This window comes from Marinitoga piezophila KA3, from assembly GCF_000255135.1.
In the GTDB taxonomy this organism is placed as follows: Bacteria; Thermotogota; Thermotogae; order Petrotogales; family Petrotogaceae; genus Marinitoga; species Marinitoga piezophila.
Genome location: NC_016751.1, coordinates 1,408,559 through 1,422,983, shown reverse-complemented (window position 1 = coordinate 1,422,983; position 14,425 = coordinate 1,408,559). Strand labels below are relative to the sequence as shown.

The following is a 14,425-nucleotide window of genomic DNA, read 5'->3' as shown; positions in this document are numbered from 1 at the left end:
GTGTATCCTGTAGTTCATATTTATCCTGAAAAAATAAAGGAAAATGCTCTAAACATCAAAAAAATTTTTGAAGAAAGAGGAATTTCATTTACTGCTGTTACAAAAGTTACCGCCGGAAATATTGATGTAGCAAATGCTTTAATAGAAGCTGGCGTTAAATCAATTGGGGATTCAAGAATACAAAATATAATTGATATGAAAAATGCCGGTATTGATGCAGAATATATGCTCTTAAGAATTCCTATGAAAGACGAAATAGAACTGTTGGTTAAATATGTTGACGTTACACTTGTTTCTGAAATAGAAACAGTAAAATGGATAAATGATGCAGCTGAAAAAACTGGAAAAATACAGGATATAATCTATATGGTTGATGTTGGTGATTTAAGAGAAGGCGTATGGTATGAAAATGCCGTAGAAGAAATATCTAAAGTCAAAGATTTTAAAAATATAAAACTCAAAGGTATAGGAACAAACCTTGGATGTTTTGGTGGAGTTTTACCTTCAAAAGAAAATATGACAACATTATTGAACATAAAAAAAGAGATTGAGGAAAAATTAAACATAAAAATTGAAATAGTGTCCGGTGGAAATACTGCAGCATTACCGCTTGTAGAGAAAAATCTATTGCCTGAAGGAATTAATCATTTCAGACTTGGCGAATCTATTATATGCGGAACCGATGTAACAAATAATAGAATTGTACCAGGAAACAATGTTGATACAATGATTTTAGAAGCACAAATTATAGAATTAAAGGATAAACCTTCAGTACCTGTTGGAGAAATAGGTTTTGATGCTTTTGGAAGAAAACCAGAATTTGAAGATAAAGGAATAAGAAAAAAAGCCATTCTGGCTATAGGTGAACAGGATATTATCGCAGATGGACTTATTCCTTTAGATGAAAAATTAGAAGTATTGCACGCAAGTAGCGACCATACCATCGTAGATGTAACTGATTCTGAAAAAGAATATAAGCTTGGAGACACTATAAAATTCAGAATGAGTTATGGATGTCTTTTAAAAGTAATGACAGGTAAATATGTTGAAAAAATAATCCATAAATAATTAACCCCCCGGGTATTTAGCCGGGGGGTTAATTAAAAAGAGTAGCTATATATTTTATTATCGCTTCCGTAAATAAATGTGGTATTAGAAATCCATTTTACAAAGGTTATATGTTCATAATCAGTAATATACTTCGCTATAGTTTCATTTGTATTTATATCCTTTATTAATATAAACTTTCCATCTGTAAATATTATCCTTCCATTATATATATCCAGCGAAATAATCTTTCTAAGTGAATGAGATATTATTTTCTCCATATTGCCTGTGAAAATATTATATATATATAAATTAAATTTTGTATCTTCAACAAGAAGTTTATCGCTGGAGTATGGAATTATTGTTCTTACTGGATAACGAATTACAATTGTTCTATCATATTCTGGTTTATCGTTATAATGAATTATAATCCTGTTTGATGGCGAGGTTGTGAATCTTTTAAATTTGTCTTTTGAATAATATGAAATCATGGTTTTATTGTCAGGTGTTCTTTTGATTTCCGAAATCAATCCCCAATTTCCATAGTATTTTTTTACTATTTTTTTATTTTTATAGTCATATTTTACTATTTCTCTGTTTTTATTTCCATAATAGATATAATCACCATCAAAGTCTGCAGATAATTGCAATTTCTGGTCTTCAAATAGTTCTTTGCCATTTTTTAAGTTATATAATCTAACTTCACCGTCATTACATGAAATAAATAAAATATCCTTTATTATTTTTAAATTTGAAAGGTAATCAAATAATTCTATATTTAAGATTTCATTTCCATCTTTTTTTATTGATACTTCACAAAATTCATTTTCTATTATTTCATAATCTCCTATTTTCCAGTAATTATTTATATTATTTTCTGTTTTAAAAAGTAATTTTTCGTTTTCGATATAATCTGGATAGTCCTTTAAGCTACGAATTTTTCTGTATAATTCTTTATTTTCAGGTATTGTATAGTCCAGAGCATAAAACCTTAAATATCCATCGATATTTTTTGCAAATAGATTTTTTGTAAGGTATCCTATTTCAGGATATGCAACCCTTCCAACATGCATAATATTAACAGTTTTAAATGTATTTAAATCTATTTTCAGTATTTTACCGGAAAGATATAATACATACAGATAATTTTTGTTATTTGAAATCTGGCTGAGATAATCATTTTCTAAAAATAGTTCTTTTACTATTTTCAAAGTGTTTTTATCTAAAATGGTTATTTTATTAAATCCGGAGGTTACTATAATATAATTTTCTGCAGGAATTATATGCTTTATAAACCAGTCTGAGATTTTAATACTTTTTGTAATTTTATTGTTTTCAAAAATAGATACCGTTCCGTCTTCATTTCCAAGGAGTAATTTATTTCCAATTCTTTTTACAACATCGGTATTTATATTATCTATTATTTTCTGTAGTTTTCCTGTATTTAAGTTGTACTTATATATTTCATATCCAGTTGAAAACACAAATATATTATCTAAAATATCTCCTTTAATAAGCGCAGGTTTATCAACTTCTAAAGGTATTTTATGAATTAAAAGACCGGTGTTTTTATTATATATATTTATAATTATATAATCTGCCAAATAGTTATAGGTTATAACATAATTATTATCAATATAGGATAAAAATCTTCCGTTATAAAGAGAATACCTTTTATTAAAAAGATCATATACTGCAATAGAATTATTTATTCTTCCAACTATTTGATTATTATAATTTAAACCAATTTCCCCCTTAAGATTATATATATTTTGAAGCTGAATATTTCCTATAATATAATTTTCATAATATAAATAATAAAAATAATTTGCAGCATATATACCATTAAATGAATTTCCAGAATAATTTTTAACCCATTTAAGCCAATCGCCTATTAATTCATCAAAGTTTTTTCCAGAAATATCTTCAATATTCGTAAAGTAATTTATGTAAAGATTTTTTATTTCATCAATTGTATAATGCTGCAACATATACTCAAAAAATGAAGAACCATATGCGTATATATTATCGTTTTTTGCCATTTCTTTTAGCATTTTATCTGGATTATCAAAATCAAGTTTTTTCCCGTATTTAAAAATAAATTTTAAATACGCAGTATTATATCCTGAGGTAAAATATTGAGGAATTGACTCAACAAGTATTTCAGAATGTATTTTATCCTTTTTATATTCATTTTGGTATTTTTCATATTCAAATTGTGCTTCAACAAAATGTATTAATTCATGACGTAAAGCCCAGCTGGTAGTATAAATTGTACTACCACCGGTATTTAATCCCCCAACATCTATGATATTATTCATTTCAAAATCCTTTAATATATACACATTTGCTTTATTTTTCACATTTTTGAGTTTAAAAAAATCAAATAATTTATCAAGATTTTGTTGTTCTCTTTCGGCTATTATTCTTGAATACCTGGCAAATTCGCTGTCCTTTTCAAAATGAAATATAATGTTTTTTGTTTCGATTTTGCACCAATGTTTATCAGCGTATTCTTTAATATTTCTTAAAACAAAACGATTTTGATCAATTTTTCCGTAATTAATAGAAAAGGATACAATAGCCAGAACTATTAAAAAAAATAAAAAAAAGAATCTTTTCAATATCCCCACCTCCATTGAAAATATCCACTAAGATTATAACAAAAATTTTCGAATAAAAAAAACTGTAACATTGTAAAAATTTCTTTATTTGTGAAACATCTTTTCCTGTAATGAAAAAATTATGTTATAATTAAATTTGAGAATAATTTTAGGAGGATTTTATGAGCAAAAAAATATATATTTTAACACTTGGCTGCCCCAAAAATGAGGCAGATATGGATGTTTTAAAGGGAGAATTTATAAAACGAGGATATGAAATAATAGATAATCCGCTAAAGGCGGATATAGCAATAATAGATACATGTGGATTTATAGAACCTGCAAAAGAAGAATCTATAAATGAAATATTTAATCTTGTTGCATTAAAAGAAGAAAATCCGGATTTAAAGGTCATTCCTATTGGCTGTCTTATTGAAAGATATTATGAAGACTTAAAAAAAGAATTAAAAGAAGTAGATGGTCTTATAGGTGTTGTTCCGCCTTCGTTAATTGCTGAAAATATAGATAAAGGTAATTTTTATTTTAAATTAGAACAGCCATATGATGTATATTCATGTGATTTTAGAGTTATTCCAGATAAACCATATGCATATATAAAAATAGCAGATGGATGTAATAGAAAATGCGCTTTTTGTTCTATACCATATTTTAAGGGGAATCCTTCAAGCAGGGAAATAGAAGATATCGTAAATGAAGCAAAATTCCTCATAAGTAAAGGAATAAAAGAAATAGTACTTGTATCCCAGGATAATACATTATATGGTGTGGATTTATATAAAAAACAGGCTTTACCAGAGCTTTTAAAAGCGCTTAACGAAATAGAAGGTGATTTCTGGATTAGGGTTATGTATTTACATCCAGATTTCATCAATGACGAAATTATAAATACTATACATCAACTGGATAAAGTTGTAAATTATTTTGATATTCCTTTGCAACATGGTTCAAATAATGTTTTAAAACGCATGGGAAGAATAAGAACGGTTGAACAATTAAAAGAAATTATACAAAAAATAAGAAAAAATTCAGATAGCATAATAAGAACAACATTTATAGTGGGTTTTCCTGGTGAAACGGATGAGGATTTTGAAAAATTAATTCAATTTGTTGATGAAATGGAATTTGATAGACTTGGAGCCTTTACATATTATGATGAAGAAGGGACACCTTCATATGCCTTTGATAAAAAAGTTAATGAAAAAACAAAAGAAATAAGACTTGAAGAACTTATGGAATTGCAAAAAGAAATCTCACTGGAAAAATTAGAACAATTTGAAGGAAAGAAATTAAAAGTGTTAATAGAAGAATTAGAGGATAATGTATATGTTGGAAGAACATATATGGATGCACCTGAAATTGATGGAAATATATTTGTATCCTCAAACAGAGAAATAAAAATTGGAGATTTTGTCGAAGTTGAAATAACCAATACATTTGAATATGATATGGAGGGCTTTACAGTATGAATCTCTGGACTGTTCCAAACATATTAACCTTTATACGAATAATAGCAACAATTCCAATGTTTATGATTACATATGACAAAAATCTCTATATAATAGCTTTTTTTGTGTATATATTAGTATCTTTAACAGATTTATTAGATGGATATATTGCGAGAAAATATAATCTTGTTAGTGATTTTGGAAAATTTATGGATCAGATAGCGGATAAAATATTAATAAATGCTTTGTTTATAGCCTTTCTGGATATTCATTTAATTCCAGGTTGGTTTGTGGCTATTATTATAGTTCGCGATATTTTCATTAGTGGATTGAGAATGTTTCTGGCAAATAAAAATATTGTAGTGGCTGCAGATATGTGGGGAAAATTAAAAACCTTTTCTCAGACTATCTTAATTGGTTCATTATACTTAAGCGTTCAGTTTTCATTTTTAAATAGTATAAATACATTTTTAATATGGATTACAGCTTTCTTTTCCATCTTTTCGGGATATAATTATCTGGTAAAAAACATAGCAGGATTTAAGGGGGAGGAAAATGGACAGAAATAAAAAAATCAGAACATTTATAGCAATAGAAGTAAATCAAAGTATTCAGGATATATTGAGAGATACAATTGTAAGATTGGAAAGAATGGGGTTTAAGGGAAACTGGACAAAACCCGAAAATATTCATTTAACCCTATATTTCCTTGGAGATACTCATATCACAAAAATAGCAGAAATCGCAAAAAGAATGGAAGAAAGAATAACCGGATTTCCAACATTTGCATTTGAAGTTAATAGGGTTGGATATTTTAAAAACAGGAATTTTCCACGTGTTGTATGGCTGGGAGTAGACGGTGGAAATACTCTAAAACAGTTACACAATGAGGTTATAAAATCCTTAAAATTATCAGGTATTCATGTTTCTGAAAGTGAAGAACAATTCCATCCACATCTTACAGTCGGTAGAATAAAAAAGGCACCAGAATTCTGGGAAAAGCTCATAGCGGTATTACCTGTAGAAAGAGTTCTGGTTCCAGTAAGTTCTGTTGGTATATATTCTTCAACATTAACCAAAAAGGGACCCATATATAAGAGGTTGTACACCATCGATTTTGAGGGAGGTTTGATTATTAATGGCTAAAAAGGCATCAAATAAAAAGAGCAGTGTCAGTTCAAACAAAGGTGTAAATAAAGAAGAAATGCTCGATAAACTCGTTAAAGAGTTAGAAAAAAATTATGGTCAGGGTTCTATAATGATCCTGGGAAAAGGTCTGGAAGATGAAAGAAAGCTGGATATAGTTCCAACAGGTGTATTATCTGTTGATATTGCTTTAGGTGTTGGTGGATATCCAAGAGGAAGAATTATCGAAATATACGGTAATGAATCAAGTGGTAAAACAACCCTTGCTCTTCATTCAATTGCTGAAGTTCAGAGAAGAGGCGGTATAGCAGCATTTATTGATGCTGAACACGCTCTTGATCTTGAATATGCAAAAAAGTTAGGAGTTGATCCTAACACTTTGATTCTTTCTCAACCAGATTTTGGAGAACAGGCACTTGAAATAGTAGATAGCATTGTTCGTTCAAATATCGTTGATCTTGTTGTTATAGACTCTGTTGCTGCTTTGGTTCCAAGGGCAGAAATAGAAGGTAATATGGGAGATTCACACGTCGGGCTTCAGGCAAGATTAATGTCTCAGGCATTGAGAAAACTTGCTGGAAGCGTTAATAAGTCAAAAACTATAGTTATTTTTATTAACCAGACACGTATGAAAATTGGTGTAGCCTATGGAAATCCGGAAACAACAGCAGGTGGTGTAGCTCTTAAATTCTATTCAACAATAAGAATGGAAGTAAGAAAAGGTACCACATTAAGAGAAGGTAAAGATGCATATGGTAACGAAGTAAACATCAAAGTTGTAAAAAACAAAGTGGCTCCGCCATTTAAAGAAGCAAAGGTTGATATGATCTATGGCCAGGGGTTAGCAAAAATCAATGATATTTTCAACATTGCTGTAAATCATGATATCGTAAAAAGAAGTGGAGCATGGTTCTCCTATACAGATTTAAATGGCAATGAAATTAGTCTGGGACAGGGTAAAATAAAATCTCTTGATTATTTAAAAGAAAATTCCTATTTACTTGATGAAATTGAATATCGAATAAGAAAAGAAATGGATTTACCAATTCCAGATGATTTAAAAGAAAAAGTGGAAAATCCATCTAACACCTTAGAAGAAGCAGAAGGAGAAGAAATTACAAATAATGAAGAAAAAGAAGATTGATCCTACAGATATTATGCAGGCAGAAAAAAAGGCCATTAGCTTATTAAAGTATCGAGCAAGATCAGAATATGAATTAAGAAAAAGACTGCTCGAAACAGGTTTTTATAAAGAAACCGTTGACGAGGTAATAGAAAAGCTCAAACGCTTTGATATGATTAATGATGAGCTATTTGCATATTATTATCTATATGATAAAATCACCTTTAATTACAAAGGACCATTTTTATTGAAAATGGAATTAATTTCAAAATATCATATAGAAGAAGAGATTATATATAAAGCTTTACAAAAAGTATTGGAAGAAATAAATTTGAAAGAAATAATTCGTGAGATAGTGAAAAAACAAAAAAGATTGGGAAAAGATTCAAGAAAGATAAAAGAGTATTTGTATAAAAGAGGATTTGAAATTTATCAAATAGAAGAAGTTTTGGCAGAAGATGGAGGTGAATAATATGGTAACGTTGTTATATACGTTAATCGTTATATTGGTAATTTTGGTATTTGTAGCATATAAAACAGGTATGACAAAAGGTTTAGAAAAAGGAAATAAAGAGTTTCTTGAAAAATTAAAATCTGAAAAAGAACAGTTAAAAATGGAAATTGAAATAGCTAAGAGAGAAAAAGATGAAATAATAAGAAATGCACAAAAAGAAGCAGACAACATAGTAAAATCAGCTCTCATTGAAAGTAAAGAAGAAATTCAAAAAATGAAAGAAGAATTCAACAGAGAAATAAAATTAGAAAAAGAAGAATTAAAATCAATGGAAGAGCGTTTAATCAGAAGAGAAGAAATGATTGACAGAAAAGAGCAAAACCTTGAAGAATTAAAAAATAGATTAGACTCAGAAAAAGAAGAAATCTCAAAGCTAAAGGAAGAACTTGAAACAAAATTATATGAAATAGCGAATTTAACAATGGAAGAAGCAAGAGAAAAGGTGCTTAATGAAGCAAAAGAAAAATATGAATTAGAACTTGCTCAAACATATAAGGCAATGAAAGAAGAATATGAAGAAGATGCAAAGAAACATGCTCAGTGGGTAGTTAGCATAGCAGTTCAAAGATACGCTTCCGATGTAACATCTGAAATTACAACATCTACAGTTTCATTACCAACCGATGATATGAAAGGTAGAATTATAGGTAGAGAAGGTAGAAATATAAGGGCATTTGAAAAAATGACAGGCTGTGATTTAATTATTGATGATACACCAGAAGTAGTTGTAATATCAGGATTTAATCCATTAAGAAGAGAAATAGCAAAAAGAACGCTTGAAGCACTTGTTGTAGATGGAAGAATTCATCCAGCAAGAATTGAAGAAGTATATGAAAAAACAAAGAAAGAATTGGAAGATATAATAAAAGAAGCTGGTAAAGAAGCTGTAATGAGAGTTGGCATTAAACCATTACATCCAGAATTGGTAAAACTTTTGGGAAGATTAAAATTCAGAACAAGTTATGGTCAGGATGTTCTTGAACACTCAATTGAAGTTGCAAACTTCGCAGGATTAATGGCAGCAGAATTGGGACTTAATGTTGAATTAGCTAAAAGAGCAGCATTGTTGCACGATATAGGAAAAGCAATAGACCACGAAGTTGAAGGGTCACATGCTATAGTAGGTGGCCAGATCGCAAAGAGATATAATGAAAAATTAGAAGTAGTTAATGCAATACAATATCACCACAATGAAGTTGATCCTATGACACCTGAAGCTGTAATTGTTGGTGCTGCAGACGCTGTATCAGCTGCAAGACCAGGTGCAAGAAGAGAAACACTTGAAAACTATATTAGAAGAATTGAACAACTAGAAGAAATTGCAAAAGAATTTAGACATGTGGATAAAGCTTATGCTATTCAGGCTGGTAGAGAACTAAGAGTTATTGTTCAACCTGATAAAATTGATGATGCTCTTGCAGATAAACTTGCAAGGGATATTTCAGCTAAAATCGAAGAAACAATGGAATATCCTGGAGTTATAAAAGTTACTGTTATTCGAGAAAAAAGAAGCGTATCCTACGCATCATAAATTAAATGGCGGCAATTTTTGCCGCCATTTAATAGATTAGAGGTGTTAATTTTGAAATACAAACCCCAGATAACAAATATTCTTATATATATATTATTATTACTTACATTAAACTCATGCGTTTTTTTCCAGAAAGATTCTCCGCTAACAGAAAAAGAGTATATTGCTGGATATCCTTTAAGTCTCACTTTTACAAGAAAAATAGAAAAAATCTATATTTATGATTCAAATGGAAAATTAATATACAAATATGAAGGAAATCCAATCCTTTCTTTAAAGCTTCCATATATAGTCAATAGCAATATTAAAGTGGAATTCTATGAAAGTGAATCAAATAGACATTATATCAATAATATAAATGTGATAAAACCAAAAATAGTTTTTCTCCTTTACGGTGGAGCTGATAACAATCTTGACTATATAGGCAATTCAGAAGATTACAAAGATCCGCTAACAAATAATCTCGATTATTTCTTCAATTATGATATTAATGAAATTAGAAATTCCATAAAAAAATCTACAACTCCAATTGTAACCATAATATTAGCAGACAGACAAAATATAGATGATTATTTCCTTTTCATAACCAATTTTAATGGTTACAAAGAACTGAAATTTTCAACAGAAAATTTTGGATATGAAAAAGAATTATCTTCAGCATCAGAAGATACTCTATATAAATTTATAAATGATTTTACCATAAAAGATTCTAATATAATAAAAATACTTGACATATGGGATCACGGAAATGGATGGAAAGATGAATCAAAAACATTAAAAAATGAAGCAATAAAACCAAAATTAATTGTTGATGATAATGGTTCATATCTTAAAATCAAAAACATACAAAATGTACTAAAAAAATACAAAAACACCTATAATCAAAAAATAAACATGCTTCTTTTTGATGCATGTAATATGATGAGTCTGGAAATTATGTATGAATTTAGAGATTTAACCGATTATTTCGTGGGTTCTGTATATTCTATTGCAGCATTTGGATTTTATTATAATTTTTTTCATGATTTAGATTTAAATAATCTGGAATATTCACTATTATATAATTTAATAGAAAACTACAGATATTATTATTCCTCAATATATCCATTAAAATACATATCACTGAGCGCAGTAAATCTAAATGAATTTAAAAATATATGGGACAAATTGGAATATACAAACAACATATCCGATACACAATTCTTATATAAAAACTCCGACAGTGCATATGTTTCAGAACCAACAGACATGATTGATATTATTAAACTTAAAATAGATAATGAAACTTTATCAAATTATATAAATAATGCTATTATAAATTCTATTGTAAAAATAAATGGAAATATATTGAATAATTACAGTGGAATAGGAATGATGTTTGAAGATATATTTAATAAAAGCCTTTATGATGATTATAAAGCTCTGGATTTCTACACCAACTATAAAAACTGGATAGAAACAACATGGAAAGCTATTATTCTGGAAAACGCAGATTAACAATATAACCCTTTAAATATGATATAATATCATATGTGGAAAAAGAATATAATATAAGAAAAGATAAAAATGCAGGAGGAAAAAAACATGGCAAAACATGATTTAGGAATAGACCTTGGTACAGCAACATTTATAGTATACAAAAAAAATGAAGGAGTTATAATAAATGAACCTTCAGTAGTGGCTGTTGACAAATTAACAAATACCATTACCGGTTTTGGCAGTGAAGTAAAAGCAATGGTTGGTAAAACACCATATGGTATTGAAATAATAAGACCTATGCAGGATGGAGTAATTGCATATCCATCATTAATTGAACAGTTATTAAGATATTTTATAAAACAGGCTAAAACAGGTTTTTTCCCTTCTAAACCAAACCTCGTTATAGGTATTCCAGCACGTACTACAGACGTTGAAAGAAGAGCTGTAAAAGATGCTGCAGAAAAAGTTGGAGCAAACAAAGCTTATCTTGTTTTAGAACCTATTATTGCTGCAATTGGAATTGGATTGGATATTACCAAGCCAAATGGACATTTAATAGTTGATATTGGCGGCGGAACAACCGATATAGCAGTAATCAGTCTTAGCGGTAGCGTTGTTTCGGAATCAATAAAATTCGCAGGAGAAATAATGGATCAGGAAATAATAAAATATGTAAAAAGAAAATACAAATTCTTAATTGGCGAATCCACAGCAGAATATCTAAAAAAAGAAATAGGTAAAGCACACAGAGATATTGAAACACTTGAATTAGAAGTAAGAGGACAGGATCTGGCTACAGGTATGCCATCTTCAAGAGTTATAAACTCCGATGATATATACGAAGCCATAGAAGATGTTTTAAATGATATAATTCAAAAAACAAAAAATGTCTTAGAAATTACTCCTCCAGAATTATCAGCAGATATATTAAAAAATGGAATATATTTAGCAGGTGGTGTTGCCAAATTAAGAGGTTTAGCTCAATTATTTGAAGAAAAAACAGGTGTTACCACAAATGTAGCTGAAGAACCTCAACTATGTGTTGCAAGAGGGGCAGGTATACTACTTGAAAATCCGGAATTATTATCAAAGGTTGCTGTAATTTAATGAAAATATAAGGGGTGAGGATATGTGGTTGGTAGTCTCTGATACACATGATAACATGCATAAAATGAAAGAAATAGAAAAGATAATAGAAAGAGAAAATATAACCGCTGTATTTCATTGCGGAGATTTTGTAGCACCATTTATTCTGCCATATATAATAAAAGAAAATATAGAATTTTATGGCGTTTTTGGAAATAATGACGGTGAAAAATTATTACTTTCTGAACGTTCAAATGGCAGAATATTACCTGGACCAAGAATTATTGAAGTTGAAGGTAAAAAAATTATGATGATGCATGAACCTTTTGCTCTTGAAGCAGCTGAAAAAAGTGGGTTATATGACTTCATATTCTTTGGACATACGCATGAAATTGTTCATCGAGTAACTGGAAAAAGTGTAATCGTAAATCCAGGAGAAGCCTCAGGATGGCTTACAGGAAGGGCAACAGTGGCGCTTGTTGATCCAAAGGACGGAGAAGTAAATATAATGGAGATATAAAAAAATTGTGGCGATTATGCCACAATTTTTTATATCTTTAATTAATATCCTTAATATCATTTTCTTTTAATTAAATAGAATTGGTGTTGATTGAGAAAAATAAAAACTCCCTCAAACGACTTGGTTGCTGATCCTCGAAATTTATCTTTGAAAGTAGAAAAATAATCTACAACCTGCGAGTATTCATTCACTTTTATTTTTTCAATCGTTTGTAATTTTACCTTGGACACTCTGCGAGCCTTCACTCGCTTTTATTTTTTCCAACTATCCTGTCATCACCGCTGCGGGAAATTCTTAGTTTTCATTCACATTATTTTTCTTTTTTCTCATTACATCTAACAGAACACTCTTTAAGCATTCATTCATCTTTTTATTTATATAGAAGAAAATAGTTAGAATAATGTGAGCGAAAACTTGAAAATTCCCGAAAAGAAATAAAAAAGAAGAAATATTAGAAAATAAATAAGGTAATAACAAAAAAGCTCCCATCTGGGAGCTTTTTGTATGGAGCGGAAAACGGGATTCGAACCCGCGACCCCCTGCTTGGCAAGCAGGTGCTCTACCACTGAGCTATTTCCGCTTGAGTATATATTTGGTGCGCGAGGTGGGACTTGAACCCACACGGGTAAATCCCACTGGATTCTAAGTCCAGCGCGTCTGCCAATTCCGCCACTCGCGCGTTGGCAGGTATAAAAAACTGGTGACCCGCCTGGGACTCGAACCCAGGGCCCCTTGATTAAAAGTCAAGTGCTCTACCGCCTGAGCTAGCGGGTCACGCTCAATCCGAGTATTATTATATATTATTTTTTTCAATTTGTCAAGTTAAGAAAAGTGTTTTTTGTTTAAGGTATGAAAAACATTGTGAAAATACCGTGTGAATTGATATATATTGACTTTTTTAAATTTTTATTCATACTGTCAAATTTGTGTAATCTAAAAGGTGTAGTATATAAATACCGACCGGTTGGTCTGATTTTTGCTGTAATTATTGTGAAATTATAAACATCAAAAATAAAATTATATTGGTTAAAAAGGGGGCATGAAGATGATTAAGGTCCATGGACTTAAAAAGTATTATGGAAAAAATAGAGGTATTGAAAAGGTTGATTTTGAAATTAAAGAAGGGGAAATATTGGGACTTATAGGGCCAAACGGTGCAGGTAAAACAACAACAATAAGAATTCTAACAGGATTTTTAACCCCGGACAGCGGAGAAGCTTTTATTGAAGATAAGAAAGTTCCCTTTGAGATTGATAAAATAAAAGAGAACTTAGGTTATATTCCTGGTGAGGTAAATTTTTATGGCGATATGAGGGTAAAGGAATTTCTTGAATTTAATAGATCATTTTATAAAAACATTGATATTAATTATGAAAAAGAAATAATAGAAACACTGAATATAGATGTAAACAAAAAAATTAAAAACCTTTCACTTGGTAATAAGAAAAAGATAGCGATTTTACAGGCTCTTGTGCATAAACCGAAATATTTAATTCTTGATGAACCAACCAGCGGATTGGACCCGCTTATCCAGCAGAGATTTTATTCTTTAATAAAAAAACATAAAGAAAATGGTGCTGTTATTCTCTTTTCATCTCATATTTTATCTGAAGTGGAAAAACTATGCGACAGATTTACAATGATAAAGGATGGAACGGTTATAAAATCGGGAACAATAGAAGGATTAAAGGATATTTCGAAGAAAATAATAACTGTTTGGGATATAAAATTAGATGATAATTTGAAAAGATTTAAATATGAAAAGCAAAACAGTGAAAAAATTAATTTTTATGTAAAAACAGTGGAGCTTAAGGACTTTTTAAAAGTGCTTTTAAATTATGATTTTAAAGATATGGAAATTAAGAATCCGGATCTTGAAGATATATTCCTTGATTTTTACGGGGAGTGAT

Annotated in this window: 12 protein-coding genes and 3 tRNA genes; 11 read left to right on the top strand and 4 right to left on the bottom strand. The window is 29.6% G+C overall.

The annotated features are described in order from the left end of the window. Positions 1-1,068 (top strand): alanine racemase, encoded by a 1,068-nt coding sequence (locus MARPI_RS06735; protein WP_014296841.1) that lies wholly within the window; start codon positions 1-3, stop codon positions 1,066-1,068. Between the two features lie 32 nt (positions 1,069-1,100). Here MARPI_RS06735 and MARPI_RS06730 read toward each other — a convergent pair whose 3' ends face one another. After that, a complete protein-coding gene (locus MARPI_RS06730; protein ID WP_014296840.1) occupies positions 1,101-3,671 on the bottom strand; it encodes a YncE family protein in 2,571 nt (856 codons plus the stop codon). Between the two features lie 161 nt (positions 3,672-3,832). On the opposite strand from MARPI_RS06730, the gene rimO reads away from it, so the two are divergent. The 9 genes from rimO (at position 3,833) to MARPI_RS06685 (ending at position 12,515) form a co-directional block, all read left to right on the top strand. Next, on the top strand, positions 3,833-5,137 hold the full coding sequence (gene rimO, locus MARPI_RS06725) for a 30S ribosomal protein S12 methylthiotransferase RimO (protein WP_014296839.1): 1,305 nt from the start codon (positions 3,833-3,835) through the stop codon (positions 5,135-5,137). Continuing rightward, positions 5,134-5,685 (top strand): CDP-diacylglycerol--glycerol-3-phosphate 3-phosphatidyltransferase, encoded by a 552-nt coding sequence (pgsA, locus tag MARPI_RS06720; protein WP_014296838.1) that lies wholly within the window; start codon positions 5,134-5,136, stop codon positions 5,683-5,685. Before rimO ends, pgsA begins: the two co-directional genes overlap by 4 nt. Then, positions 5,672-6,262 carry an RNA 2',3'-cyclic phosphodiesterase gene (gene thpR, locus MARPI_RS06715; protein ID WP_014296837.1) on the top strand — a complete coding sequence of 197 codons (591 nt, stop codon included), beginning with the start codon at positions 5,672-5,674 and terminating at the stop codon, positions 6,260-6,262. Before pgsA ends, thpR begins: the two co-directional genes overlap by 14 nt. Next, complete coding sequence (gene recA / locus MARPI_RS06710; RefSeq protein WP_014296836.1) at positions 6,255-7,406, top strand: recombinase RecA; 1,152 nt, start codon at positions 6,255-6,257, stop codon at positions 7,404-7,406. Before thpR ends, recA begins: the two co-directional genes overlap by 8 nt. Further along, on the top strand, positions 7,387-7,857 hold the full coding sequence (locus MARPI_RS06705) for a regulatory protein RecX (RefSeq protein ID WP_014296835.1): 471 nt from the start codon (positions 7,387-7,389) through the stop codon (positions 7,855-7,857). The genes recA and MARPI_RS06705 overlap by 20 nt, the downstream gene beginning before the upstream one ends. 1 nt (position 7,858) lies before the next feature. Continuing rightward, positions 7,859-9,430 (top strand): ribonuclease Y, encoded by a 1,572-nt coding sequence (gene rny / locus MARPI_RS06700; protein ID WP_014296834.1) that lies wholly within the window; start codon positions 7,859-7,861, stop codon positions 9,428-9,430. A gap of 51 nt (positions 9,431-9,481) precedes the next feature. Continuing rightward, positions 9,482-10,927, top strand: coding sequence for a clostripain-related cysteine peptidase (locus MARPI_RS06695; RefSeq protein ID WP_041638546.1), 1,446 nt, complete (start codon positions 9,482-9,484; stop codon positions 10,925-10,927). Between the two features lie 87 nt (positions 10,928-11,014). Then, positions 11,015-12,016: a rod shape-determining protein gene (gene mreB, locus MARPI_RS06690; protein ID WP_014296832.1), complete on the top strand. Its 1,002-nt coding sequence runs from the start codon at positions 11,015-11,017 to the stop codon at positions 12,014-12,016. A gap of 22 nt (positions 12,017-12,038) precedes the next feature. Next, positions 12,039-12,515 (top strand): metallophosphoesterase, encoded by a 477-nt coding sequence (locus tag MARPI_RS06685; protein ID WP_014296831.1) that lies wholly within the window; start codon positions 12,039-12,041, stop codon positions 12,513-12,515. A 505-nt stretch (positions 12,516-13,020) separates the two neighbouring features. Here the strand turns inward: MARPI_RS06685 and MARPI_RS06680 are convergent. From MARPI_RS06680 to MARPI_RS06670, 3 genes are all read right to left on the bottom strand, one after another. Beyond that, positions 13,021-13,095, bottom strand: a tRNA-Gly gene (locus MARPI_RS06680). 13 nt (positions 13,096-13,108) lie between these two features. Then, a tRNA-Leu gene (locus MARPI_RS06675) sits at positions 13,109-13,194 on the bottom strand. 19 nt (positions 13,195-13,213) lie between these two features. After that, positions 13,214-13,289, bottom strand: a tRNA-Lys gene (locus MARPI_RS06670). 271 nt (positions 13,290-13,560) lie between these two features. On the opposite strand from MARPI_RS06670, the gene MARPI_RS06665 reads away from it, so the two are divergent. Next, positions 13,561-14,424 carry an ABC transporter ATP-binding protein gene (locus MARPI_RS06665; protein WP_014296830.1) on the top strand — a complete coding sequence of 288 codons (864 nt, stop codon included), beginning with the start codon at positions 13,561-13,563 and terminating at the stop codon, positions 14,422-14,424. Position 14,425: the final 1 nt, after the last annotated feature.